The organism is Rufibacter roseolus, assembly GCF_017916365.1.
Lineage (GTDB): Bacteria > Bacteroidota > Bacteroidia > Cytophagales > Hymenobacteraceae > Nibribacter > Nibribacter roseolus.
The window spans coordinates 396,000-420,115 of the sequence record NZ_JAFMSU010000002.1 but is presented as its reverse complement, the minus strand read 5'-3'; the positions used below and the strand labels follow the sequence as shown (position 1 = coordinate 420,115).

Genomic DNA, 24,116 nt, shown 5'->3' with positions numbered 1-24,116 from the left:
ATCAATATATAATGTTGCTTCATAAATTCCAAATTAATTTTGGAATAATGCATAATACAAGGTTGTAGAAGGCTTCTATATCAAGCTTAAAGGGTTAAAAAGGCCATTTAGCTTCCCTTTATAAGGCAAAATTTAAACCTTGAAATTCAGGGAATAAGTGCATTGAATTTACAGTGCACCTGTTAATTTTGCCCGCTTTCTTCAAAGGAACGCTTATTGGTTTCCTTTTGGAGAAATCTACTATTTGCCCCTTCAGACTTCTAATGAGCCAAAGGGGAAAAATTTTACCGGATTACAATAATGAATACCAACAATCACTCCCAAAGTCACTCTCAGGGAGTATCGGGTGCAGGTTTGCTCATTGCCTTAGGTATCATTTACGGCGACATCGGGACTTCTCCGTTGTACGTGATGAAAGCCATCATTGGATCTACTCCCATCAATGCCACCTTGGTGTACGGCGGCATTTCCTGCGTGGTTTGGACCCTTACCCTGCAAACCACCATCAAGTACGTGATTCTGACGCTTCAGGCAGACAACAAAGGCGAAGGTGGCATTTTCTCGCTTTACGCCCTGGTGAGAAGGAAAGCGAAATGGCTCACCATCCCGGCCATGCTGGGCGGAAGCGCCCTGCTCGCCGATGGGGTTATTACTCCCCCCATCTCAGTCTCCTCGGCGGTAGAAGGTCTGCTGCTTTTGAACCCAAATATTCCCACTGTTCCAATTGTCATCAGCATTCTGGTGATCCTGTTTCTGTTGCAGAGTTTCGGGACACAGATTGTGGGCAAGGCTTTCGGTCCGGTGATGTTCATCTGGTTCAGCATGCTGGCTACGCTGGGCGTCTTGTCGGTGCTGGAACACCCGGAGATCCTCAAATCATTGAACCCCTACTACGCTTATGACCTGCTGGTGAATTACCCGGGCGGTTTCTGGCTTTTGGGGGCTGTGTTCCTGTGTACCACCGGGGCCGAGGCGCTTTACTCAGACTTGGGCCACTGCGGCAAGGGCAACATCAGGATCAGCTGGGTCTTTGTGAAAACCTGTCTCCTGCTCAACTATTTCGGGCAGGGCGCCTGGTTGATGCAGTTCGAGGGGAAAGAGTTGGTCTCACTGGGAACTACCAATCCCTTCTATGGCCTGATGCCTGACTGGTTCCTGCTCATCGGGATCATTATTGCCACCATTGCCGCCGTGATCGCCAGCCAGGCCCTCATCACCGGGTCCTTCACCCTCATCGGCGAAGCCATCCGGCTGAACATGTGGCCCAAGGTGCGCCTCATTTACCCTACCAACGTGAAAGGCCAGCTCTATGTGCCCAGCATGAACTGGCTGCTGCTCCTGGGCTGCGTAGGCGTGGTTCTGTACTTCCGGGAATCTGCCAACATGGAGGCGGCGTACGGTCTGGCCATTACGGTGACCATGTTAATGACCACCACCCTGCTCAGTTACTATCTTATCATCAAAAAGGTAGCCAAAGTAGGCATCTTCCTTTTTCTGGTGGTGTACCTGAGCATTGAGGGCTCTTTCCTGCTGGCTAACCTCATCAAGTTCCCGCACGGCGGTTGGGTTACCCTGCTGATCGGGTTCCTGCTGATCTCAGTGATGTACATCTGGCTAAGGGCTTTCTACATCAAGCGCCGGTTAACGGAGAATGTATCTTTGAAGGAGTACGTACCGGCCCTGCGGGAGCTGAGCGAGGATGAGACAATTCCTAAATATGCCACCCACCTGGTTTTCATGACCAGCGCCGAGCGCACCACTGAGATTGAGTCCAAGATCATCTACTCCATCTTCCAGAAACGCCCCAAGCGCGCCGACATTTACTGGTTCATTCACGTGAACACTGTGGATGATCCTTATACCATGGAGTACAAGGTGAAGGTGCTGGCCAGCCAGGATGTGGTGCGCATTGACTTCAACTTAGGTTTCCGGGTAGAGCAGCGCATCAACCTCTTCTTCCGGAAAGTGGTGGAAGATCTGGTGAAAAACAAAGAGGTGGACATTACCAGCCGCTACAGCTCTCTGAACAAGCAGAACCTTATAGGGGACTTCAGGTTTGTGGTGCTGGAGAAGTTCCTGAGCTACGAGAACGACCTGCCTTTCTGGGAGAACACCATCATGCAGTCTTACTTCAACATAAAGCAATTCACCACCTCAGAAGGTAAATGGTTTGGCCTGGACACCAGCTCGGTGAAAATTGAAAAGGTGCCGCTCATCATCAAGCCCGCCCGAGAAGTGGAATTAAAACGGATCAAATAAGCGCTTATTTTAGGGCCATATCCCGGAAAACAGTCCTAAAACAGAAAGGCCGCTCTCATGAGAGCGGCCTTTCTGTTTTAGGGAAAATCGTTTTAAGGCTGATTTTGAAAAAGCAGCCCTGAAGCGCTATTTAGCGCTGGTCCACTTCAGGTAGCTTTTCTTTTGAACCTCGGTGGCGTTTGGCGCCAAATCAGCGCGGAGCTTGATGGTTTGGTCTTTGAGAAGCGTCACCGGCAGGATCATCAGCTGCCCGCTGCGGCTCACCACCAGTTCCAGCACATCGCCAACGGAGAAGGCCGGTATGGATTTGTTGATGTCATCCGCCACGCGGTAACCGTTCATGCCTATGATTTCATCGTTCACGTTGAGGCCCGACTGCCAGGCACTGCCGTTGCGGGTAACGGTGGTCACTACGGGTTTGCCGGTGGTGGTAGAGATGGCCGCGCCCAACAAGGGATTATTGGTGCCTTTGTTCACATCCGTAAGGGAGATGCCTACGGCGCTGAAGAAGGTGTTATAATCCGGGGTTTCCACACCGTACACGTAGCGGCGGAAGAAATCATCCATAGACCGGCCCGTGAACTTCTCTATGCCCTGCTGGAATTCCTGATCGGTGAAGCCACGCTTCTTTTTCTTGTAGTACTCATCATACATGGCTTTCATGGCATCGTCCAGGCTTTTGGAGCCGTTGGTGGCCTTCAGGATCTCCATGTCCAGGAGCATGCCCAGGAGCCCGCCCTTGCTGTAGTAAGAGAGATGCGTGTTGTAGGAGTTCTCATCTGGGCGGTACTGCTTGATCCAGGCATCAAAGCTGGACTGCGCCGCTGATACTACTTTGTTTCCCGGGGTGTTCTCCACGCTGGTGATGCTGCTCCCGATCTTCTCCAGATGCTCCCGTTCAGAAGTGAACCCGGCCCGGCGCATGATCACATCGGCGTAGTATGAGGTGAAACCTTCAGAGACCCACAACATACGGGAATAGTTCTCCTGGTTATAGTCAAACGGTCCCAGGGCGATGGGGCGCAGGCGCTTCACGTTCCACAGATGGAAATACTCGTGGGCCACCAGGTTCAGGAAACCGTTGTAGCCTCGCTCGGTGCCGTAGGCGGTACGGGTGGTAGACAAAGTGGTAGAGTTAAGGTGCTCCAGTCCGCCGCTGCCGCTGGCCAGGTTGTGCACGATGAACAGGTAGTAGTTCACCGGCAATTCCCCGAACACCTTGGCCGCTTCTTCGGTCACCTTCTTCATATCGGCGGTGAGGCGCTGGGCATCATAGTTGGCGTCGCCGTACATGGCTACGTCGTGCTTCACCCCGTTGCTTTTAAAGGAGAGGATCTCATGGTTGCCTATCTCAAAGGGAGAATCGGCGAGGACGTCATAGTTGAGCGCTTTAAAGGTGAAAGGCTGCCCAGCTACCGCCGGAAGGCCCGTAGACACTTTGCTCCAGCTTTTGAAAGGCACCACCGTAACGGTGGACGGCAGGTCTTTGTGGCCCTCGGGGTACATGAACACGCTGGTACCGTTCAAATAGCCATGGCTTGCGTCAATGAAACTGGTGCGCACGCTCAGTTCAAAGGCATAGACCTTGTATTTAACGGTGACGTCTTTGCCGCCGGAGGCTACCCGCCAGGTGTTCTTGTCCAGTTTGCCTGAGGAAACCCGGTTACTGCCTACGTAAGCCTCAAAAGCCTCCACGTTCTTGGGAAACTCCCTTATGAGGTAAGAGCCCGGCGCCCACACCGGCATGGTAAGGTCCAGGTTTTTGCCTTTGAAGTCCTCCAGCCGCATCTCCACTTCAAAGTAGTGGGTCTGGGGCTCGGGCATGGAAAGGCGGTAAGAGATTTTAGGCGCCGCGGAGGCTGAAAAAGCCACTGCCAGCAGCAGAAACACTCCGGCCGCCCAGGAATGGATTATTTTTTGCATAAAGTTGTTTGGGTAGTAAGTACAAAGGCGCATAATACGGCTAAAAACCGGCTAATACAAGGAAAGAACCAGCACCGGTAACCGCAGACCGCGGTAAATACGTATGTACAGCAAAGGAAAATAATATGAAAAAAATATGGATTCTTTTTGGGGTGCTCCTTTCTGTACTCATCCTGTACAAGGTCTTTTTCGCACCCGGTGATTCCCTGGGCGGCGCGATCAGACGGACCAGTTCAGATGGTGGCGACAAGGCATTCCACAACGACTCCACCCTGGCTCACCCCGTGCGCAACGCAGCCTCGGCTCCGGGTTTAGGGGTGCTGAAAGGAAACTACGCTACCAAATCAGACAGCCTGGTGGCCTTTGCCCTGCAACGATATGGCACAGAATATACCTATGGCGGGGTCACCGAAGAAGGCTTTGACTGCTCTGGCTTTATCACCTATGTCTATAACCAGTTCGGGCTCAACCTTCCGCACGGCTCCTCGGCGCAGGCCAAACTAGGCGAGAGTGTACCGGTTCAGCAGGCCAGAAAAGGCGACCTGGTCATTTTCACGGGTACTGACCTCCAGGATAGAACGCCCGGTCACGTGGGCATTGTCATCACCAACCCACCCAAAGCCGTGCAGTTTGTGCACTCTTCCTCCAACGGAGGCGTGAAGGTAAGTGAACTGGAAGGCACCCTTTACCAGGACCGTTTCCTGGATATCAGGCGGGTTATTCCCTGATTTCTGCCATCCTGTTTCTGGCCAGGTTAAGGAAAACAGGGCTTAAAACAATCTAAACCAATTGTTTGGCTACCGACCCGTATGGGCTTTGGCAGATGGTATCCTCCTATCCTTTCCTCTTTAACCCTCACTCCCTGAGGTTTGCTGTATTATTCCCGGGATTATAATCAGGTCTAAAATGCTGGTCATCTTTTAAATACAAATTTTAACCAGTTGATTGTCAGTATATACCGAGGCATTAGCAAAAAGTACGGACAAAAAAATACCCGGCCACTGCAGTAGCCGGGTATGGAATCCTTTGAAATGGTATCAAGCGACACGAAAGAGAACTGCCTCTCAGTCGCATTGGGCTACCTCATGCCGGATTCGCCAGTAGACGAAGTCTAGTTAGCAAGCTTCAACACGGTTAACGGTTGACACATGAGCTAGGCTTAATACATTTTTACTGGGATTAGACACTTTTACCTCCTTTCTTTTAGTCCGACATAAACCCGACCGCTTACACCAAGTAAATTATGGGTTTGCCAGAGGGGCCCGGAGCACTCGCTTCCGTTTTATAAAGTTAAAAGACGGAAGGATAGTTCAAAAGGTTTGATGAAAAAATTTATGTTTTTTATTTCCCGGTAGATTCCCGGGTTTTGAAAAATACATAGACCCAAGCCAGCGCCAGCAAGAACTCCCCCACGGCATCCAGTAGGTACACATCTCTGATCACTTCATGGGTGGCGTACCGCACATCCACTGCCCCTAAACCCACTGCACTAAAGAAGCCCAGCACCCCGGCGCTCCGCTCTTCCTGCCGCTGGAAAGCCGCCGTAAATAGGGCCGCCCCAATAGCCAGCACCAGTATGCCCACCGTTACCACCAGCCACACTTCATTCTTAGGTCCTGTGACCGCCAGGAAACTGGGCATGTGCACCAAGGGCCAGATTCCGGTTAGGGCATAATAAATGCCCTGGGTGATGAGCAGCGTTTTTCGCATGGGTTTTCTGTTTTTGGGCTTCTTTCAAACATTCTACGGCAAACGGGCGCAGCGGAATATTTTTGGATTATAATTTGCTTATATTTAGAAAACCATAAAACAAACATCAACACACGTATGAGAAAGATCTTTTTGTTTGCCCTTTTCCTTTGCCTTGCCTCCACCCTTGGTTGGGCTCAGAAAAAATCTCCAATTGGCGTTTGGACCAACGAAGAGAAAGAAGCCCGTTTTGAAATTTACCAGTGCGGCGATAAACTATGCGGAAAGATCATATGGCTCAAAGAACCCAACCGGGATGGTAAACCCAAAGTAGATCAGTTCAACCCAGACCCTAAACTGCAGAAGCGCCCTATCATGGGCTTGGTTTTCCTGAAGAACTTCTCACCGGTAGGCGGAGACAAATGGGACGATGGCACCATCTATGACCCTAAATCTGGCAAGACCTATTCTTCATACATGAAATTATTGGGCCAGGACAAATTGGAGGTGAAAGGCTACATTGGCATTTCCCTTATCGGTCGGTCCCAGACCTGGACGCGGGTGCAATAATCAGCCCCACCCCTATAAAAGCAAAGCGGGAACCTCTTATGGGGTTCCCGCTTTGCTTTTAGGCCCTTGCTTCTTCTGGGGGAAAGAGCACTAGCCCTAAATACTTTTTTTGATAGGAATGGTGTGAATAGAATACTACAACAGGTCCAGGATGGTGATTTTCTTGTCTCTGAAGATAAAAGACTCTCCTTTGGTTTTGCCGGCCATGGCCTGGAAAACCGGCGAGGCCGCTGAAATGGCGAAGTATTTCTCCCCATCCACGTTGATCTCACCCAAACTCACCGAGATGAAATAGTTCTGGGCGTCTGTGCGCACAATGGAGCCCAGAGAAACATCCTCATTCACTTTGCTGCGCACGATCCGCTTAAGGATGCTCAGTTTCCCAATGGCCTCATCCAATTGCTTAGCGAACATATCCCGCTGGATCTGGCAAGCCTCCCTGAAGGACTCAAACTTATCTTCAATTGCCCCCTGGCTTTCATTGGCGCTGGACTGGGCTTCTTCCATGGCTTGCCGGGCGTGGTCCACAAAATCTGTCTGCTGGCGCAGGCACTCGTCTAATAACCTATGCTTTATATCTAGGTCAAGGGCGGTTTCAGTAGTCATAGACATAGTTTTATAAGGTACAATTTATATATCCAACAATGGTTTATCTGTCTGCAGATGGAATACATCTGACCGGTAGACAGGGCGTTTTCAGGCTATTTTGAGGAAATGAGACGTAAAACAGCAAGGGAGCAGTTCAGAAGAACTTGCAAAGCTATAAACTGAAAAACTAAACTTTTGTTGGCAAAAAACAACTAAAAAAGAAGAATAATATTATTACAGCTTCAATACCCGCACTTGCGTGAATTTGTCTCCGTATTTAAGCCGCAGGAAATAGGCTCCCGCGCCCAAATCCGCAATGGAAAAAGAAAGGCTCGTTGGCTCAAAAGTCCGGATGTGCCGGCCTGCCATGTCATAGATAGAAATCTGCTCAGGCACGCCCTGCAGGCTTTTCAGGTTCACCTCGCCCTGGGTGGGATTGGGATACACCAGCACCGTTTCCTGGTCTGTCGGGATTATGGAGGCATCCTGCTGCACGCTGCTCACCGATTCCAAAAGCCACTGGTCTGGGTCTACCTCAATGCCCAGGACCTCCCCCGCCACGGTAATTTGGTAATCCTGGGTGGGCTGGTTCTGCTGCACCACCACTACCGTGTCTTTCACCGAGGTACTGATCTTGTACTCCACCTCGGTGGTGAAAAAAGGCGTCGCTTGGCTGGTACCTGTTTGTTGGCTTTTGAGGAATAGTTGGTTTCCCCGCTGCGCCCAGGAGATATTGAATACGGGGAATCCCTCGCCATAAACCCACTGGTCAAAAAAGTACTGCAGTGAGCGCCCGCTCACGCGCTCCACCACCTTCTGGAAATCACGGGTGGTAGCCACTTTGTACCTGAATTCGTTCCGGTAAGCCTGCAGCGCCTGAAAGAAGAGCGCATCGCTCTGCAGGGTGTGCCGCAGCATGTGCAACACCATGGCCCCTTTGCGGTAAGAAAGGGCAGCGCTGAAGATGCGGCCCACGTTGGTGCTGTCCTTCACGAACACCGATCCCTGGGGTTGGGTTTGGGCGCTCTGCACCGACCGGTTCAACCAGTTCAACCGTTGAGCCGGCAGCAGTCTCTCAATGGCCAGGAACTCGCCGTAAGAGGCGAAGCCCTCATTGAGCCAAATGTGGCTCCAGTCTGCGCAGGTCACCTCATCGCCCCACCACTGGTGCGCCAGTTCATGGGCCGTGAGCGAAAACTCAAAGGTTGATTGGGTGGTCATGGTCTGGTGCTCCATACCGCCTCCAATGGGCGCCATGCTGTGCCCGTACTTCTCTTTGTAAAAAGGATATAACCCGAACAACTCAGAAAACAGCTGCAGGAATTGCCCGGTGCGGTCTACCTCGGCTTTGAAAGTGCCCAGCGCTCCCGGGTAAAGGAAGTTCTGTACCAGCATAGGTTGCGCGGCTCCGGGCAACGGCACCTGGTAAGAATACTCCTCATACTGCCCCACGGCCACAGAGATCAGGTAATACGCAATGGGGTAATTGGATTTCCACTCATAGCGGTGTTTCTGGTTTGGCAGGGGTGTCACCCGCTGCAGCAGCCCGTTAGAACCTACTTTGTTTGAGACATCCGTGGTCACCCATACTTCCACAGAGTCTGCCTTGTCTTCCAACAGCTGCTTCACCGGGAACCACTCATGGGCCGCGAACGGTTCGCTCAGGCTCCAGGCCACCTGCTGGTTCCAGGGCTGGGCAACCTCGGAAGAGAATCCGTTTCCAATGGCGGCGCTGGCGCCAGCGGGAGCTTTCCCTGAATAAAACACCTGCACCCTGACCTTCTGCTGCCGCGCCTTTGCGGTGGGCAGCACCGCCACTACCTCCACCCCATTCCGGCGTACAGTACAAGGTGCTCCGTCCAGCAGCACCCGCTGGATGGCAAAATTAGGGTGCAGCTCAAAGGCGAACTCGGTTAGATTATTGGCCTGCACAGAGGCATACAAAGTCACGCTGCCGCTGATGTCCAGGGAAGTCCTTTCCAGCGCCAGGTCCAGTTTATACCAGAGCATATCGTACTGGCGCATAAGGCCCCTATGGTCCTCAGAAGTGATACCATCGGCTAACAGCATGGGGGTACCGGTAACCCTGGCGGCCGCGCAGGATTGGGTTTCAATGCTTTGAGCAAAAAGACAGCCAGAAGACCCTATCACCCAGACAATCAAGGCTAAAAGGAGGTTCTTTGAAGCATAAAAGGGAGAGAGAACGGGTAAGGGTATTTTCATACTCCTGCTATACGGTAGTGCGTGAAAAAGTAGTAAATCTTGAACGCAAAAGAGGCCCGGAAATTACTTCCAGGCCTCTTTGCCAAACATACAAATAAAAAGCTATTGCACTACTACTTTCCCCGATTGGGCGGTCTTACCCAGTTGCAATTGCACCACGTACACGCCCTTGCCATACCTGGCCAAATTCATACGTTTGTACACTTGCCCTTGCACCGCGCCCAGGTCTTCCTGGTACACTGTTTTGCCCTGACTGTCTACCACCCGCACCTGCGCTTTGGTCTTCTTTTGCGAAAAGAAGTTTATATTCACCTCCCCGTTCGTAGGATTGGGAAAGAACTGCAGGTCCAGTTTGGCAGGAACCTCTGCTTCTTTTTTCTTACTCTTTTTAGAGGCTTTCAATGACTGCTTCTTTTCATCCGGTTTGCCTGCTTTGGAAGGCCTCAGGATGATGAGGTTGTTCTGGCCAGGGTTTCTGAGTTTGATGACGTTGTATTCACCAGTTTCCAGGGCATCTCCCGCCCTGCCCGGCCTAACCCTTATGACCTTTACCTCGCCATCGGTACCGTTCTTCTCTACCCTTATGGTTTCACTCAAAAGGAAAGTATCGGCTTTCAGTTGAAGGGCACTGTCTAACCGAATGAACCTATGAGGGCCGAGGAGGGAATCAACTTTGATGGACTCCCGGTAGATAGCCGGATGCCCCATTACCCGTACTGCCTGGATTTTGTCTCCTATGAGGCTATCCACTAAAATGGTACGGGCCTCAAAGACCCTTATAGGACCACCTTTGGTGAATACGGTATCTGAAATGGCTCTTTTGAACACCACGGTTCTAAGGGAGTCCTGGCCAGAGGTAACCAGGTACCGGGTACCTTTGAATTCTTTGGCGGCCGAAATCTTTTGGGGTTTCAGTTCTTTTGCCCCCATGCTTTTAAAGGAGACGCCGCTGGTCTCCAACCTTCTCACGGCCTCTTCATGAGACATGCCATCGGCGATGGTGAGGGTGGTGTCCAGCACAAAATAGGAGTCGCCTTCCTGCTTCACTATCTTCACCCGGGCCTGCTTGCCGGGAATGGCCTTGGTTTTCTCTTTGGCCTTACCCTGTGCCTTTTCCTGTGCCTGGGCGGGCAGAAAAGAGGCCGTTGTCAGGAACAGTAAGGACAGCAGGCAGAGGAACGTGTATTGTTTCTTTCTCATAACAATTGTAATTTAGATGAGGCTATGGTGTTGATTCATACAATATTACCGGGTATCTTTTTGGAAAGAGGTTAAGGCTCCGTTAAAGTCTGTTAATGAAAAGTTAAAGTAAGGTTTGCCCTCATTTAAGCCTTTATCTTTGTAGAGATGAGAAAGAAAACATTGCTTTGGGTCATTGTGCTGATGACTATCTCGCTCATAGGGCTGATAGGGTTCCAGGTCTACTGGATTCACCATGCAGTACGGATGGAGGAAGAGGTTTTTGACCGGAACGTGCATGATGCGCTGCAACAGGTAGCCCGCCGGTTAGAAACCAAGGAGGCAGTGTATTACCTCCAGGAGAAGGCTCCCCAGATCAGGGCGGCGGCCTTGTCTACCGAGGCTCCGGTGGCTGTAGAGAAAAGCCGGCCTGTTTCGGCTTTAAAAGCGAAAAAACAGCCTAAAAAGACCCATGCCCCCGCCCCTGCGGCACCCGTCAATGTCACTACCGTGCCCCCCGCCCGACTTACCTTGTCTCCTGTGAAAGTAATGGTCACCCAAGCCGAAGCCATTACCATGGGCCGGGCCCAGGAAGCAACCAGGTACCAGGAACTGCATGGCAGAACGTACGTGCGCGATTCCCACAGCGGTCCGGTGAAAGACAACCTGGAGATCTTCGGGAAAGGCCCCGCAGATTCAGTCATCGTCTGGAAAATACTGGCTTCCCAGAAACCGCAGATAGACTCCCTTTTCAAAAAAAGCAGCCCCACTCATTTCCAGCGGTCTAAAGTTGACTCAGCCTTCGTCCTCCGGATGAGCTATGACTCGGTCACCCGGGCCAGGCAACAGCAGTTGCTACGGCTCCCCACTAAGAACATTAGAGCGGTGAACGTGCGCGGCAATGTCATTGACGTGGTCACGGATACCCTGTTGGGCAAACAGGTCTGGCAAGCCCTTACTATTACTAAGGACACGGTGGTGCATGGCCATAAAATGGCGCGTTACTACCCGGCTACCAAAGGAACTGCCAAAGGGAGCACCATTGTCCTTCAAGGAGCCAGAACGCTTACCCCAACGCAGATTCCTTTGGCTGTGCAACCCGGCAAGGCACCCACTGTGGCGCCCGCACAGCACGTATTCCATGAAAAAAACAAAAACCAGAAAGCCGTAGCCAAAGCCCAGTCCCTGAATAAAGTGATGCAGCAGATGGCCGTTGAGTACGTACGCAAGGAAAAACCGCTGGCCGAGCGCCTGCAGGAGCTGAAGGTAAATGACTTGCTCATCACCGAACTGGCCAACCATAACATCAACATCCGCTATAACTGCACCTTGCGCACGGCAGCCACCCCGGGAAATACCAACCTCATACTAACCTCCTCCCCCAACGTGCTCATTCCTTCCAACCTACGGGAGAACGAATACGCGGTGCGCCTTTTCCCCAATGACGTGATGACCGCGCCGGGTTTCCTGCTGCTGAACTTCCCAGACCGTAACCTCTATGTCTGGCAAAGCCTACTGCTCCCGTCGGCTATCTCGGTGCTGTTCACGCTTATCATTATCCTGACTTTCTCCTTCACCCTGTACACCATCCTGCGGCAGAAGAAGATCTCCGAGATCAAGAATGACTTCATCAATAACATGACGCACGAGTTCAAAACGCCCATCGCCACCATTTCCCTGGCCTTGGATGCTTTGGTGAACCCTAAAGTGCGGAAAGACGAAGTGCGGGTAGACTATTACGCGCGCATCATCAAAGACGAGAACCGGCGCATGCACCAGCAGGTGGAGAAGGTACTGCAAACGGCCCAAATGGAGCGCCGCACCCTGCAACTAGCCTTTGAGGAAGTAGACGTGCACCAGCTGATCAAGAAAGCGGCCGAGCCGTTCCAACTCCATATTGAGCAGCGCCAGGGCACCCTGGACCTGAAACTAGACGCCCGCACCCCTTACGTCTGGGCCGACCCCGGCCACCTGTCTAACATGATAGGCAACCTGCTGGACAACGCCAACAAGTACTCGCCCAACGCGCCCAAGATCGTGATCCAGACCACTACTATTTCCAAGGGCCTGCACATCTCCGTGGAAGACCAAGGTTCCGGCATGTCGCGCGAGGCGCAGAAGAAAGTGTTTGAGAAGTTCTACCGGGTGCCCACCGGCAACGTGCATAACGTGAAAGGCTTCGGGCTGGGCCTGAGCTACGTCAAAACCATGGCCGAGGCGCACGCCGGCAGCATCCACCTGCGCAGTGAATTAGGCAAAGGCAGCAAATTCACTTTATGGCTTCCTTTCCAAAAACATGCAGTTTAACGCAATTCAATCATCCTTAAAGTAAGATTTCATGACAACAAACCCTGACACCCGCCTTTTACTGGTAGAAGATGATCCTAACTTCGGGATGGTTCTGAAAGATTACCTTGAGCTGCATGACTATGCGGTAACACTCTGCACCGATGGCATGCAAGGGCTGCACATGTTTCAGAAAGAGATGTTTGACGGTTGCATTCTAGACGTAATGATGCCCCTGAAGGATGGTTTCTCCCTGGCCGCCGATATCAAGAAAGCCGACCCATTGATGCCCGTGATCTTCCTCACAGCCAAAGCCATGAAGGCCGATATGCTGGAAGGTTTCAGGATTGGTGCCGATGACTACATCACCAAACCTTTTGATTCTGAGATTCTGCTCTGCAAACTCAAAGCCATTCTGCAGCGCAAGGCCGCCCCAGCCCCGGCCGAGAAATCCACCGCCACGGAGTACAACCTGGGCTCTTACCATTTCAACTTCAAAACCCGCCTCATCACCCGCGGCGCGGAAACGCAGAAACTCTCCCCAAAAGAAGCAGAACTGCTCCTACTGCTATGCCAGTACCTCAATGACGTGCTACCCCGCGAGGTGGCCCTGAGCAAAATCTGGAAAGATGACAACTACTTCACCGCCCGCAGCATGGATGTCTTCGTGACCAAACTCCGGAAATACCTCAAAGGAGACCCCACCGTGGAAATTATCAACGTACACGGCAACGGCTTCCGGTTGGTGGCACCCGTGAACGAGGCCCAGGTCTTGGCTCCTTCTGTATAAACCAGGCTACCTTAAGCCATTAAATAGAAAGTGCGTTTTGTGCCTGTTTTTGCATAAGCAGGCACAAACGCACTTTTACTTTGAGTACGATTTAGAAATGTAGTAGCAATCACTTGTGGTTACCCTTGCGCAGGCCACCGCAATACATACTATTGGTAATAACACCAACAAATGGAACCGAGGATTCTCCCCTAGAGGAGAGCGCAGAGGGGCGTTGACACCAGCAGGTCATGGTATTCCCGAGAATCATTTTGAATTGTTTCTTAGCCGGTACTGATGGTTCTTCTAACGGTACTGTCATCCCCCTACCCCTTCAAAGGGGGACGGAATACGTGCTTGTTTCCATTATTTGATAAGCTTGGTAATGTGCTATTGAAAAGTCGCCTTTGTTGGTTTTATCACCAACAACTTGAGTTGCGGTAAGAGACGCATGGGGGCAACCACATGGAATTGCCTCTACAAAAAAGGGTTAATATTTTGGAATTACACCAACTGTTTAGAGCCTGTTTTCCGGAAAAGAGGCTTAAATCAGCGCAGGTGAAAACATTTGGGGAATCTGAGGGGTACAGGAACAGAATATTTTCAGCATCTTCACCGCCGGAAATTCTTAAAACCCACCTCTCACCTGCTACCCTATGAAGCGCATTGCCATCTTCCCCGGTTCTTTTGACCCTTTCACCAACGGGCACTATGATGTGGTGCAGCGGGGCTGTGAGCTGTTTGACAACATTATTATTGCCATTGGCAACAACAGCAGCAAGAACCGCTATTTTCCGGTGCAGGAGATGGTGTCCATCATTGAAGGGGTGTTCAAGGATAATCCGCAGGTGTGGGTGCAGGCCTACAAAGGCCTCACCGCCGATTTCGCGAAAGAAGTGGGCGCCAGGTTCCTGCTGCGCGGTTTACGCAACACTACAGATTTTGAGTACGAGAACACCATTGCGCAGGCCAATCGGCACATCAATCCTGAACTGGAGACTGTGTTTCTCATTACCTCGCCCTCGCTGGCGGCCATCAACTCTTCTATCATTAGGGAGATTCACCGTTTTGGCGGCAACGTGCAGGAGTTTATACCTTTCAGCCTTTCTTCATTGCCTTCAGATAGTCCCGCACCACAAACTGAATAGAGGTGTAGGACTCGGGCAGCACCTCCAGCACTTCGTCTGGGGTCATGAAGCGCACTTCTTCAATGAATTCCTCGGCTTGCGGTTTCATGTAGGTGTCATCAAGGCACTGCATGGTAAACCAGCTGGTCTTCTTCAGGATCTTGTTCCCTTTATAGGCATAGGAATGCCAGGTGTTGGGTAGTTCACCGGTGATGGCCACCTTGATGTTGCATTCCTCCTCCACCTCGCGCAGGGCGCCTAGGGTTGTTTCCTCAGATTTCTTGATTTTGCCTTTGGGCAGGTCCCACATGCCCATGCGGTAGATCATCAGGATCTTTCCTTCTTTCACTACCAGGCCACCGGCTGCCTTAATGATCTTGAACTGATCTTTGAGGTGCGCAATGAGTTTCTTCTTTTTGTCGGTGACCAGCGTGAGGGACTCCAATTTCTTGAGTTTCTTCACTTCCATGAGCCGCACCAAGCGGTCAATCAGAACAGAGTCAACGTCGCGGATGAGCACATCGCCCACCAAATCCTTGGAAGTAAACTGATCGTCTTTACCGAGCACTAAATCGTATTTGTGCTTAAAGATCTTTTCACTGCTTTTTTTAATAATCAGTGGGATGTCGTTGATAAAGACATTCATGAAGTTGTCGCTTATGTAAGGCGCGTAAGGAGGTACAAAATAAGAAAGAATTTTCATAGGGCACAAGAAGTAGGATGCAGGAAAACATTACTACTATTTGTGTAATTTCGCCCATGCCACACACAGAAACTGCCGCTCAGATTGCGGCTTACCTCCTTGAAACCCAAGCGGTGCGGCTCCGTCCGGAGCAGCCTTTCAAGTGGAGCTCCGGCTGGAACTCCCCCATCTACTGCGATAACCGCGTTACGCTCTCTTATCCGCATATTCGTTCTTATATTAAAAATGCCCTGGCAGAGGCCATTCAGCAGCAATTTCCGGGCGTACAAGCCATTGCCGGAGTAGCCACGGCAGGCATTGCGCAGGGTGCCCTGGTGGCAGATATACTGAACTTGCCGTACTTATACGTACGCCCCGAGCCAAAGAGCCATGGAATGGGGAACCAAATTGAAGGAAAATTACAGCCCGGCCAGCGGGTTGTACTTATTGAGGACCTGATTTCCACGGGCGGATCCTCGCTCAAAGCCGCCAAAGCCGTGCAGGCCGCCGGAGGCGAGGTCATAGGCATGGCCGCCATTTTCACCTACGGCTTTGCCCAGGCCGATGAAAATTTCACTGCCGCCGGTATCCCCACCATCTGCCTCAGCAACTACAACGCCCTCCTGGAAACAGCCGCTACCCAAGGCTACATCTCCCAGGAGGCCATCGCCACCCTGGAGCAATGGCGCAAGGCACCCGAGACGTGGGGAATTTAATGTGCTAATTGATTAATGTGCTGATGTGCTATTTCTTTAAATTGGAAATTTGGGGATGTGCAGATTTGGAGATGAAAACCTCAGTTTTCGGCTTGTTTCCATAAAACAAGCCGAAAACTGAAGCTCCGGTGAGGCCGTATCCTACCTTATCTGCCCAACAGGTATTCTGAATAGCACATCAGCACCTTAAATAATTAGCACATTACCACATGAAAATCGGCCTGATCTCTGATACGCACAGTTACCTGGATGACCGTATTCTGGCGCTGCTGGAGGGGGTTGATGAGATCTGGCACGCGGGTGATTTCGGGATAGCGGCTGTTTCTGAGCGGCTGGCCACGGTGGCGCCGATGCGGGGGGTGTACGGCAACATTGACGGGCCCGATGTGCGGGCGCTTCACCCCAAGAACCTGCGGTTCGATTGCAATGGGCTGGATGTGTTGATGACTCACATCGGGGGGTACCCCGGCAAATATGCGCCAGAGGTGCGCGCGATGATCAAAGAAAATCCACCTGGCCTGTTTATCTGCGGGCACTCCCACATCTTGAAAGTAATGCAGGACCCTAAGCACGGCAACCTGTTGCACCTTAATCCCGGAGCGGCCGGGCGGCACGGCTTTCACACCATGCGCACCATGATGCGGTTTGAGGTACAAGACGGAAAGGTGCAGAAACTCCAGGCTATTGAGCTTGGCAAAAGGGCATAAAAAAAGTGTAACCAACAGAGGTTACACTTTCAACTATCTTGTAGTAAGAGTAATCGCGTACAGTTTGCCGAAAGGCAGTAGGCGAACGAAAAAACGCAGAATTACTCAGCTGTAGCAACTTCCGCGCTAGCGGCTGGAGCAGAAGTGAAACGAGCTTTCAGCTCTTCAACATCCACGTTCTTAATTACCGGAGTAGACAACAATTGCTTGATCACACGCACTTTGTTGTTCTGTCTTGCTTTATTCTTACGGTCTTTTCTTTTTAATCTAGTAACTGCCATCGGTCAATATTTAAAATTGAATCGCAAAAGTAAGTTATTACTTTTACATTCTCAATAGTTCAGCTTAAAAAAACACATGAATCCTTTGATTGATCTCCGGAGCGACACCGTTACCAAACCCACTCCGGCTATGCTGGAAGCCATGTTCCAGGCCCAGGTGGGTGATGATGTGTACAGTGAAGACCCCATCGTGAACGAGTTACAGGAATACGGCGCCAGCCTATTTGGCATGGAAGCCGGCCTCTTCTGCCCTTCCGGTACCATGACAAACCAGATTGCCATCAAACTGCATACCCAGCCACTCACCGAGGTGATCTGTGACCGCACCAGCCATATCTATTTATATGAGGTGGGTGGTATTGCCTTTAACTCCGCTGCTTCTGTCAAACTGATTGAGGGAGTACGCGGCCGGATGAGCCCGCAGCAAATTGAAGCGGCCATTAACCCAGACAATATCCACTATCCGGTTACCAGCCTGGTATCTCTGGAAAACACCAGCAACAAAGGAGGCGGTTCTTATTACACGGTAGAGGAAATTGCCGCTATCTCAGAAGTTTGCCGCCGGAATAATCTGCCTCTGCACTTAGACGGAGCCCGGGTGTTCAATGCCTTGGTAGCCACCGGTGAGAACCCAAAGGAATACAGCCGCTACTTCAACACCATCTCGGTTTGCCTTTCAAAAGGATTGGGCGCACCGGTAGGCTCCCTGCTGCTGGGACCGAAGCGCATGATTGAACAGGCGAAAAGAGTGCGCAAAGCCTTAGGCGGTGGCTGGCGGCAAGCTGGTTTTCTGGCGGCAGCCGGATTGTACGCCCTTCAAAACAACATTCAACGTTTGCAGATAGACCATGACAGAGCCAAGCTCTTAGGGAAAGCTTTGGAGGCTGCGCCTTACGTAACCGAGGTGCTTTCTGTGGATACCAACATCGTCATCTTCACCCTGGCCCCTGAGGTTAACCCCGATGGCTTCATCAGCTACCTGGAGACCAAAAACATCCTGGCCACCACCTTCGGGCCGCAGCAAATCAGGTTTGTGACCCACCTGGACCTGACAGATGACATGATCTCCGGCATTATCAACGCCATTTCAGATTTCAAGGCCTAAGCCTCCCCGTATGCCAAGTCCCCGTTTAGAGCCAGTTTCACTAGAAACAGGTCCTAAACGGGAATTTATCTTTTAAGAAGCATGGGCCAGTTCCAGCAGCACGTCATAATACCGGCGGCCCTGCATCTTGGCCTTGAGCCAGGCATAGAAGCTCATGGCCTGCAAATCCTCCTGCTCGGCGGGCACAAACGTGAGCATGGATTCTACCTGTTGCAGAAACAGCTTGCGGGTGGCCAAATCAGGTTGCTCTATTAAATAGGTGATGAGTTGCAGGAAAGAACTGGCATTGCTGTAAGCCGGAAGAGACAGCAGGTCTTTATAACTGCGCCGGATGCCTTTTGCCCGGTCCAGAGCCAGGTCCAGATTCCCGAACTCGTATTGGATAATTAGCTCGCCCAGGTTCTTCTTGAGCACCCACTCCCGCCCCATGATCCGCTCACACCATTTATCTGAGTGATTGATGTACACCAGCAGGTTGTTGGCCTTCTGGAAATTACCCTGCGCGAAATACAGAAAACTCAGGCCCATGCGGGCGGTGAGCATGTCACGGTGCGGCAAGGTGATGGTTTTAGCCTGCAGCAGTTCTTCCAGCAGTTGGATGGCCTGCGGCAGGTTCCGCTGGAAGGCCCCGTTGGCGCTTTTAAGGAAAAGATATTTGGGGTAGAACGCGGTGAGATAACTTCTGCCCTGGGTCTGTAGCACCGCGTGCATCTCCTCCAAGTACCCGTTTGACTGGGCAAACTTGCGGTTGCGGTACAGTACGTGCGCAATCATGTACAGTAACCTGATCTTGTAGTACTGGTGCGCCTGGGTCATATTCAGGTGGGAGGCCATGGCCCGATAACGCTCTATTATATAAGGTTCAAAGGTATAGTAGTCGCGGCGGGCCAGGACGGCGGCCCGGGCAATAGACATGAGTTTGAAGAACAGCGGCGGCCGTTGGCTCACCGCCTCGGTAAGCCCGTAGGTTTGCAGCACCGCTTGGATGGTGGCCGCAAACTGGAGGTCCCGCCCCTCCCGCCGGGAGCGTTCCAGTTGCTTGCCTATGATACTACTGGCAATGTTTGCGCGCTCGTCTTCATCGGCGGCGGCCTTGTTTTGGTTCCGTTTTTTGATAATCAGGTCCAAATCGTCGGCGAACTCGCTGTCTGCCCTTTCAATCTGGAGGTTGTACACCGAGTTGAGGAGATCAAACTGCTCATGGGCGGCGGCCAGGTGCTCGGCTTTCCGGAGAAGGTTCCAGGCCAGGCGGTCTGCCTGCGCCTCAAACAGGTATCGGGCCATGGAAAGCGCTCCCATAATGCTGGAATCTGCGGTGGGGTCTTCCTGCATGCGCTTGAGCACAATAAAATCGGTGAGGTGCTGCATGAGGCGCTTGCGCAGCGCGTAGTACGCCGATGGATTCGGCTCCGGACCATACAGCCTGTCCATGATCTGCGCCGGACTCAGTTTCTGCTTTTGCAGCAGCAACTTGAACAACTCATAATCCTTCCTGTCCTTCCTTTTCTTGTGCCGCTGAATAAAAGAGGCGAACTCCTTCACACCCTCCGGGGACAATGTGGAAATGGTGATTCTCAAATCATCCATTGATAGTAGTAAGTGAAGGTTTAGAAGAGTTCACGTGAGTTTTTAAAGTAAGATAAAATAAACACTTTAATCTATTTTTCAAATACTTACGCCATATTATAAGCTTATACAAAAGTAAGGATTTCATAAACTTAATATTCTTTTCCTGAACTCCCAATCTACCTTCACTGCACCTTATAGTTTAACCATTACCTGAACGATTATGAAAAAAGCTTTACTCTTGCTGGTGGTCCTTTTCTACTGGGTTATGGCCCAGGCGCAGGATTTGATCATTAAGCGAAACGGCGAGGAGATTTCGGCCAAGATTCGGGAGATCACTCCTGATCTGGTGAAGTACCAACGGGCTGATTACCTGGAGGGACCTCTCATCTCTATCCTTAAAAAGGAGGTGTTCATGATCAAGTATGCCAATGGCAGCAAGGAAACCTTCAACGCGCCGGTGCCCTCGGTGAGTAACAATGTCCCTACCCTTTCTGGCACCACTTCTGAAAACCAACTGATGCCCCACGTGAAGTTAAGCGGGCCCAGGTTGGGGTTCACCCTCATCTCCGGTTCCCTCGCTGACAAAGCCAAGGAGGAATTCAATGTTAATCCTTTTCTTACGCAGTTTGGCTGGCAATTTGAAACCCGGATTTTCACCACCTCCAAGGGCATGTCTGGTTTGTTTGAGTTCATCCCGCTGGTAGGTGGCCTGGAGCAAAACAAGTTTGTGCCCAGCCTCAATGCCATGGTGGGCCTGCGCGGACCCAAAGGCTTTGAGTTTGGGGTGGGCCCCAACCTTACGCCCGCCAGTGCCGGGGTGGCTTTCGCCATTGGTACCAACTTTAAATCTGAGGGAGTCAATTTCCCCGTGAACCTGGCTTTTGTACCCGGTAATGGCGGCGTGCGGTTCAGCCTTTTGTTCGGGTTCAATTCAAGACAATTTTAACTGCGTACACCTATGAAAGCCTTTACTTACCTGTTCCTGCTCTTCTTTTTAGGCGCCTTGAACCAGACCCTGGCTCAGGATATTATCTTCAAAACCTCGGGTGAGGAAATAAAAGCCAAAGTGCTGGAGATTACCCCAGACAAGGTGCAGTACACCCAACCAGCCAAGTTTGCCGACAGCCTCTTCACCCTCGCCCGCAAAGAGGTTTTCATGGTGAAGTACGCCAACGGTAAAAATGAACTGATGCACCCACCCGTAGAGGAGAAAGGAACCACACCTGTTCTTTCTTCTCAGGATATGTACCGGCAGGGCCAGATGGATGCCCGGCAGTATTACAGGGGCACCAATGCCGTGTTAGGGTCTATAGGGGCAACGCTGTTGTTGGGCATCCCGGGCACCGTGCTCATCGCGGCCATTCCGCCCAAAGTCAATCCCAAGGAAGTACCCAACCCTGCCCTGCTAAGCGACCAGTATTATTACAATGGTTACCGGCACCAGGCCCACAAACGCAAAGTAGGCAAAGCGGCCATTGGCGGAGGCATCGCCTTGGCCGCGTTTGTGGCTATACTGGCCTCCATGCCATCCAGACAGTAATTGAATTTGCCGTTCAGGGGGCGTTTTATAAAAAACGCACGGGAAACAGAGTTAAAACTTTTCAACTGCCCTGCGCTTTGAGCCTGCTTTTCTAAAACAGGCCCAAAGCGCAGGGCATTTCTTTAGGCAAATAGGGTAACCAGAAATCAAAGAATGTCTTCCTTTTTTCTCTGCCAGGAGAACCGGTCAATAGATTTCCCTCAGCTAAAACCGGAAAGGACAAGGGCGTTAATGTTGTGTTAAATACAAAAAGGTTGTTTCACTAATATAAAGATTTTGCTATCTTTTATGCTACTTTGCTTTGGCAAACCCAGACCTGCGAAATACTGGCTCCAGACTTCCCTACAGCATAAAGCAACCTCCTTTCTATATGTTTTTTCCGTTCCGTTCCATAATGGTGAGGCTTGTGGCATTGCTCCTGCTGATGTTGGGCAATGGCGTGGTGGATGCGAAAACAAAGGAGACCGGCAAACCCCGCAACCACCCCAAAATGTCTCTGCCAGCTTTGGGTAGAACGCTTTCCTCCTTTTCCATCCCCTTCCTTTTTGCCGGGGATGATTCTGCCTCCTCCGTAATTCCCTTCACCCGAGCCGGCAACCTGATCCTGCTGCAGGCCCGTGCCGATACCACCTTGGGCAACTTCATTCTGGATACCGGCGCCCAGAACCTGGTCCTCAACCTCACCTATTTCCGGGATTACCCCAAGACCCGGGACAGCGGCGCGCAGCGGACCAGTGTTACCGGCTCCACCGCTGGGGTAAGTAAAACGGTGGTAAAGAATTTCACCCTGGGCACCCTCCGCTACAACCGGCTCAAGGCAGATTTAACCAGTTTAGGGCACTTAGAGAACACCAAAGGGGTTAAGATATTAGGGCTGCTGGGCATGGAACTGTTCAGGCAGTGTGAGATGATCATAGATTACGAGCGAAGCCTCATTTACCTGCACCAGATAGGCAAAAAGGAAGCTGATACGTACCGAAGCGCTTTCCTGCGGGACACTTCCACTTACCACAACATCCCCATTGACCTGAAGGACAACCGCATCATTGCCCATACCGAGATGGCTGGCAAGAAAATTGATTTCATCATTGATTGCGGCGCTGAGACCAATATCCTGGACAGCCGTCTGCCCAACAAGGTCTTTGAGAACGTAGAGATTACCGGCAGGGTCTTGTTGAGCGGCACGGGCAACCGGAAGATAGAGGCCCTGCGCGGCGATATGAAGAACGTGAGGTTCGGTACCCAGGACATCCCCTCGCTGCCGGTGCTTATCACCAGCCTGGAGAACACCTGCTTTTCCTACAACGGGTGTATCAATGGGGTGCTGGGGTTTGACTTCCTGGCAGTGAACAATAATAAAATAGGCTTTAATTTTGTGAGGCGCGAATTATACATATGGAAATAAACACAAACCGGTCCTGTCTACTGCGGCTTCTCCGCCTTTGCTGGTGCACCCTCTTGTTGGGGTTGGCCCTGCAGGTGCAGACCTATGCCCAGGAGCCGGTTAAAAAATACATGGTCAGAGACGGCAAGATGTTCATTGAGCTGAGCAAGAAGATCTCCCCGGCCGCCCTTGACTCTTTCCTGGTGCAGTTCAACCTCACAGACGTTGGCCTGAAACAGTTCTTCAGAACCCAATCCGCCGATTCCCTCTTTCAGCAGGGCTGGCGCATGGAGCAGAACGACAACCAAGTGGTGGTGTTCAGCAAGCCCCTCATGGTGTTTGAGGATATCAAAGACCCAGTAGACCGCATCATCTTCAGTGACAAAGAAGGGTACCGGCAGGCGCTTTTCCCGGTCATCAACCAGAATGTGGTGTTTGGCCATAACCGGTTCAAAAACAAGAAGGCTTTCCCAGAGAAAGACTCTGTAGTCACTTTTTACCTCCGCAATGCCTTGCAAGCCAGGAACGTGTTTCTGGCCGGCAGTTTCAATCTATGGGCCCCTAACAAGCTGGCCATGGCCAAAACTGACAGCGGCTGGATCGCTCGCGTTCCGCTGCAGGCCGGAAAGCACTGGTACAAGTTTGTGGTGGACGGCAACTGGACCATTGACACTGACAACCAACTGCGGGAGAATGACGGCCGGGGGAACGTAAACTCTGTGTATTACAAGACTAATACGGTTTTCAGGCTTCCGGGCTACCCCAATGCCAAGCGCGTGTATTTGGCGGGTTCCTTCAACAACTGGCGCGAACGCGACCTCCTGATGAACAAAACCGCCAAAGGCTGGGAGTTGCCTCTGTTTTTATCCCATGGCACGCATATCTACAAGTACATAGTAGACGGAGAGTGGCACCATGACCCCACCAACCCCGAAACCGTTCCCAACGAACACAACAGCGTCAACTCCATCCTGCGGGTGGGGCCAACCCGCTTGTTCAAACTGGATGGCTATACCTCGGCCAAAGCGGTCTTCCTGGCGGGCTCTTTCAACAACTGGCGGGATTTTGAGCTGCCCATGAAAAAGACCGCCACTGGTTGGGAGCTTCCTTACTCTATCGGGCCGGGAAACTACTCCTACAAGTTCAAGGTGGACAACCAATGGATCCTGGACCCGGCCAATCCCTTGAAAGTGGGCAACCCCGAGGGTACGGGCAACTCTTACCTCATCATCTCCCCCAACCATACTTTCCGGCTGAAGAATTACGGCAAGGCCAAGGAAGTCTATGTGGCCGGGGACTTCAACAACTGGGACCCCAAGGCGCTGCTCATGAGAAAAGAAGGAAACGACTGGGTTTTCAATGTCCATTTACCCATAGGTAAGAACCGCTATAAATTCATTGTAGACGGCGATTGGATCATTGACCCGGACAACAAACTCTGGGAACAGAACGAGCACCACACCGGAAACTCCATTATCTGGATTGAACAATAGTTGTTTATTTTAACAAGGATTTTCCA

General features: G+C 51.5%; 21 protein-coding genes. 13 read left to right on the top strand and 8 right to left on the bottom strand.

Annotation, left to right across the window (positions count from 1 at the left end; all coding sequences use genetic code 11):
* The first annotated feature begins 300 nt into the window (after nucleotides 1–300).
* Nucleotides 301–2,259 (top strand): KUP/HAK/KT family potassium transporter, encoded by a 1,959-nt coding sequence (locus J3P35_RS10700; protein WP_210464598.1) that lies wholly within the window; start codon nucleotides 301–303, stop codon nucleotides 2,257–2,259.
* A gap of 126 nt (nucleotides 2,260–2,385) precedes the next feature.
* Here J3P35_RS10700 and J3P35_RS10695 read toward each other — a convergent pair whose 3' ends face one another.
* The gene (locus J3P35_RS10695) at nucleotides 2,386–4,182 is read right to left on the bottom strand and encodes a M61 family metallopeptidase (protein WP_246850161.1); all 1,797 of its coding nucleotides are present in this window, start codon (nucleotides 4,180–4,182) and stop codon (nucleotides 2,386–2,388) included.
* A 125-nt stretch (nucleotides 4,183–4,307) separates the two neighbouring features.
* On the opposite strand from J3P35_RS10695, the gene J3P35_RS10690 reads away from it, so the two are divergent.
* Nucleotides 4,308–4,910, top strand: coding sequence for a C40 family peptidase (locus tag J3P35_RS10690; RefSeq protein WP_210464597.1), 603 nt, complete (start codon nucleotides 4,308–4,310; stop codon nucleotides 4,908–4,910).
* A gap of 613 nt (nucleotides 4,911–5,523) precedes the next feature.
* Here J3P35_RS10690 and J3P35_RS10685 read toward each other — a convergent pair.
* Complete coding sequence (locus J3P35_RS10685; protein ID WP_210464596.1) at nucleotides 5,524–5,892, bottom strand: hypothetical protein; 369 nt, start codon at nucleotides 5,890–5,892, stop codon at nucleotides 5,524–5,526.
* A gap of 117 nt (nucleotides 5,893–6,009) precedes the next feature.
* On the opposite strand from J3P35_RS10685, the gene J3P35_RS10680 reads away from it, so the two are divergent.
* Nucleotides 6,010–6,441: a DUF2147 domain-containing protein gene (locus J3P35_RS10680; protein ID WP_210464595.1), complete on the top strand. Its 432-nt coding sequence runs from the start codon at nucleotides 6,010–6,012 to the stop codon at nucleotides 6,439–6,441.
* Between the two features lie 135 nt (nucleotides 6,442–6,576).
* Here J3P35_RS10680 and J3P35_RS10675 read toward each other — a convergent pair whose 3' ends face one another.
* From J3P35_RS10675 to J3P35_RS10665, 3 genes are all read right to left on the bottom strand, one after another.
* Nucleotides 6,577–7,047: a hypothetical protein gene (locus tag J3P35_RS10675; RefSeq protein ID WP_223808909.1), complete on the bottom strand. Its 471-nt coding sequence runs from the start codon at nucleotides 7,045–7,047 to the stop codon at nucleotides 6,577–6,579.
* A gap of 216 nt (nucleotides 7,048–7,263) precedes the next feature.
* A complete protein-coding gene (locus J3P35_RS10670) occupies nucleotides 7,264–9,252 on the bottom strand; it encodes a M1 family aminopeptidase (protein WP_210464594.1) in 1,989 nt (662 codons plus the stop codon).
* Nucleotides 9,253–9,354: 102 nt separating this feature from the next.
* Nucleotides 9,355–10,452, bottom strand: a complete 1,098-nt coding sequence (locus J3P35_RS10665; protein WP_210464593.1) for a T9SS type A sorting domain-containing protein — start codon at nucleotides 10,450–10,452, stop codon at nucleotides 9,355–9,357.
* A gap of 147 nt (nucleotides 10,453–10,599) precedes the next feature.
* Here J3P35_RS10665 and J3P35_RS10660 point away from each other — a divergent pair, with 147 nt between their 5' ends.
* The 3 genes from J3P35_RS10660 to coaD all read left to right on the top strand — a co-directional run bounded on the left by J3P35_RS10660 (nucleotide 10,600) and on the right by coaD (nucleotide 14,634).
* Nucleotides 10,600–12,738, top strand: a complete 2,139-nt coding sequence (locus tag J3P35_RS10660) for a sensor histidine kinase (protein ID WP_210464592.1) — start codon at nucleotides 10,600–10,602, stop codon at nucleotides 12,736–12,738.
* 31 nt (nucleotides 12,739–12,769) lie between these two features.
* Nucleotides 12,770–13,507 carry a response regulator transcription factor gene (locus J3P35_RS10655; protein WP_210464591.1) on the top strand — a complete coding sequence of 246 codons (738 nt, stop codon included), beginning with the start codon at nucleotides 12,770–12,772 and terminating at the stop codon, nucleotides 13,505–13,507.
* A gap of 635 nt (nucleotides 13,508–14,142) precedes the next feature.
* A complete protein-coding gene (gene coaD, locus J3P35_RS10650) occupies nucleotides 14,143–14,634 on the top strand; it encodes a pantetheine-phosphate adenylyltransferase (protein WP_210464590.1) in 492 nt (163 codons plus the stop codon).
* Here the strand turns inward: coaD and J3P35_RS10645 are convergent.
* The gene (locus J3P35_RS10645; RefSeq protein ID WP_246850160.1) at nucleotides 14,585–15,316 is read right to left on the bottom strand and encodes an NUDIX hydrolase; all 732 of its coding nucleotides are present in this window, start codon (nucleotides 15,314–15,316) and stop codon (nucleotides 14,585–14,587) included. The two genes, coaD and J3P35_RS10645, sit on opposite strands and share 50 nt — an antisense overlap.
* A gap of 56 nt (nucleotides 15,317–15,372) precedes the next feature.
* Here J3P35_RS10645 and pyrE point away from each other — a divergent pair, with 56 nt between their 5' ends.
* The gene (pyrE, locus tag J3P35_RS10640) at nucleotides 15,373–16,011 is read left to right on the top strand and encodes an orotate phosphoribosyltransferase (RefSeq protein WP_210464589.1); all 639 of its coding nucleotides are present in this window, start codon (nucleotides 15,373–15,375) and stop codon (nucleotides 16,009–16,011) included.
* Between the two features lie 209 nt (nucleotides 16,012–16,220).
* Nucleotides 16,221–16,718, top strand: a complete 498-nt coding sequence (locus J3P35_RS10635) for a metallophosphoesterase family protein (RefSeq protein ID WP_210464588.1) — start codon at nucleotides 16,221–16,223, stop codon at nucleotides 16,716–16,718.
* Nucleotides 16,719–16,819: 101 nt separating this feature from the next.
* Here the strand turns inward: J3P35_RS10635 and J3P35_RS10630 are convergent, their stop codons facing one another.
* Nucleotides 16,820–16,999: a hypothetical protein gene (locus J3P35_RS10630; RefSeq protein WP_210464587.1), complete on the bottom strand. Its 180-nt coding sequence runs from the start codon at nucleotides 16,997–16,999 to the stop codon at nucleotides 16,820–16,822.
* A 76-nt stretch (nucleotides 17,000–17,075) separates the two neighbouring features.
* On the opposite strand from J3P35_RS10630, the gene J3P35_RS10625 reads away from it, so the two are divergent.
* A complete protein-coding gene (locus J3P35_RS10625; protein ID WP_210464586.1) occupies nucleotides 17,076–18,104 on the top strand; it encodes a threonine aldolase family protein in 1,029 nt (342 codons plus the stop codon).
* 72 nt (nucleotides 18,105–18,176) lie between these two features.
* Here J3P35_RS10625 and J3P35_RS10620 read toward each other — a convergent pair whose 3' ends face one another.
* On the bottom strand, nucleotides 18,177–19,691 hold the full coding sequence (locus J3P35_RS10620) for a hypothetical protein (RefSeq protein ID WP_210464585.1): 1,515 nt from the start codon (nucleotides 19,689–19,691) through the stop codon (nucleotides 18,177–18,179).
* Between the two features lie 202 nt (nucleotides 19,692–19,893).
* Between J3P35_RS10620 and J3P35_RS10615 the strand changes: the two genes are divergently transcribed.
* From J3P35_RS10615 to J3P35_RS10600, 4 genes are all read left to right on the top strand, one after another.
* On the top strand, nucleotides 19,894–20,619 hold the full coding sequence (locus tag J3P35_RS10615; protein ID WP_210464584.1) for a hypothetical protein: 726 nt from the start codon (nucleotides 19,894–19,896) through the stop codon (nucleotides 20,617–20,619).
* Nucleotides 20,620–20,631: 12 nt separating this feature from the next.
* On the top strand, nucleotides 20,632–21,213 hold the full coding sequence (locus tag J3P35_RS10610; RefSeq protein ID WP_210464583.1) for a hypothetical protein: 582 nt from the start codon (nucleotides 20,632–20,634) through the stop codon (nucleotides 21,211–21,213).
* 406 nt (nucleotides 21,214–21,619) lie between these two features.
* Nucleotides 21,620–22,618, top strand: a complete 999-nt coding sequence (locus J3P35_RS10605; RefSeq protein ID WP_210464582.1) for an aspartyl protease family protein — start codon at nucleotides 21,620–21,622, stop codon at nucleotides 22,616–22,618.
* A complete protein-coding gene (locus J3P35_RS10600; RefSeq protein ID WP_210464581.1) occupies nucleotides 22,609–24,090 on the top strand; it encodes a glycogen-binding domain-containing protein in 1,482 nt (493 codons plus the stop codon). Before J3P35_RS10605 ends, J3P35_RS10600 begins: the two co-directional genes overlap by 10 nt.
* Nucleotides 24,091–24,116: the final 26 nt, after the last annotated feature.

Excerpts from the sequence above, each read along its gene's own strand:
- J3P35_RS10700 (WP_210464598.1), top strand. The coding sequence starts at position 301 with ATGAATACCAACAATCACTCCCAAAGTCACTCTCAGGGAGTATCGGGT.
- J3P35_RS10695 (WP_246850161.1), bottom strand. The coding sequence starts at position 4,182 with ATGCAAAAAATAATCCATTCCTGGGCGGCCGGAGTGTTTCTGCTGCTG.
- J3P35_RS10690 (WP_210464597.1), top strand. The coding sequence starts at position 4,308 with ATGAAAAAAATATGGATTCTTTTTGGGGTGCTCCTTTCTGTACTCATC.
- J3P35_RS10685 (WP_210464596.1), bottom strand. The coding sequence starts at position 5,892 with ATGCGAAAAACGCTGCTCATCACCCAGGGCATTTATTATGCCCTAACC.
- J3P35_RS10680 (WP_210464595.1), top strand. The coding sequence starts at position 6,010 with ATGAGAAAGATCTTTTTGTTTGCCCTTTTCCTTTGCCTTGCCTCCACC.
- J3P35_RS10675 (WP_223808909.1), bottom strand. The coding sequence starts at position 7,047 with ATGACTACTGAAACCGCCCTTGACCTAGATATAAAGCATAGGTTATTA.
- J3P35_RS10670 (WP_210464594.1), bottom strand. The coding sequence starts at position 9,252 with ATGAAAATACCCTTACCCGTTCTCTCTCCCTTTTATGCTTCAAAGAAC.
- J3P35_RS10665 (WP_210464593.1), bottom strand. The coding sequence starts at position 10,452 with ATGAGAAAGAAACAATACACGTTCCTCTGCCTGCTGTCCTTACTGTTC.
- J3P35_RS10660 (WP_210464592.1), top strand. The coding sequence starts at position 10,600 with ATGAGAAAGAAAACATTGCTTTGGGTCATTGTGCTGATGACTATCTCG.
- J3P35_RS10655 (WP_210464591.1), top strand. The coding sequence starts at position 12,770 with ATGACAACAAACCCTGACACCCGCCTTTTACTGGTAGAAGATGATCCT.
- coaD (WP_210464590.1), top strand. The coding sequence starts at position 14,143 with ATGAAGCGCATTGCCATCTTCCCCGGTTCTTTTGACCCTTTCACCAAC.
- J3P35_RS10645 (WP_246850160.1), bottom strand. The coding sequence starts at position 15,316 with ATGAAAATTCTTTCTTATTTTGTACCTCCTTACGCGCCTTACATAAGC.
- pyrE (WP_210464589.1), top strand. The coding sequence starts at position 15,373 with ATGCCACACACAGAAACTGCCGCTCAGATTGCGGCTTACCTCCTTGAA.
- J3P35_RS10635 (WP_210464588.1), top strand. The coding sequence starts at position 16,221 with ATGAAAATCGGCCTGATCTCTGATACGCACAGTTACCTGGATGACCGT.
- J3P35_RS10630 (WP_210464587.1), bottom strand. The coding sequence starts at position 16,999 with ATGGCAGTTACTAGATTAAAAAGAAAAGACCGTAAGAATAAAGCAAGA.
- J3P35_RS10625 (WP_210464586.1), top strand. The coding sequence starts at position 17,076 with ATGAATCCTTTGATTGATCTCCGGAGCGACACCGTTACCAAACCCACT.
- J3P35_RS10620 (WP_210464585.1), bottom strand. The coding sequence starts at position 19,691 with ATGGATGATTTGAGAATCACCATTTCCACATTGTCCCCGGAGGGTGTG.
- J3P35_RS10615 (WP_210464584.1), top strand. The coding sequence starts at position 19,894 with ATGAAAAAAGCTTTACTCTTGCTGGTGGTCCTTTTCTACTGGGTTATG.
- J3P35_RS10610 (WP_210464583.1), top strand. The coding sequence starts at position 20,632 with ATGAAAGCCTTTACTTACCTGTTCCTGCTCTTCTTTTTAGGCGCCTTG.
- J3P35_RS10600 (WP_210464581.1), top strand. The coding sequence starts at position 22,609 with ATGGAAATAAACACAAACCGGTCCTGTCTACTGCGGCTTCTCCGCCTT.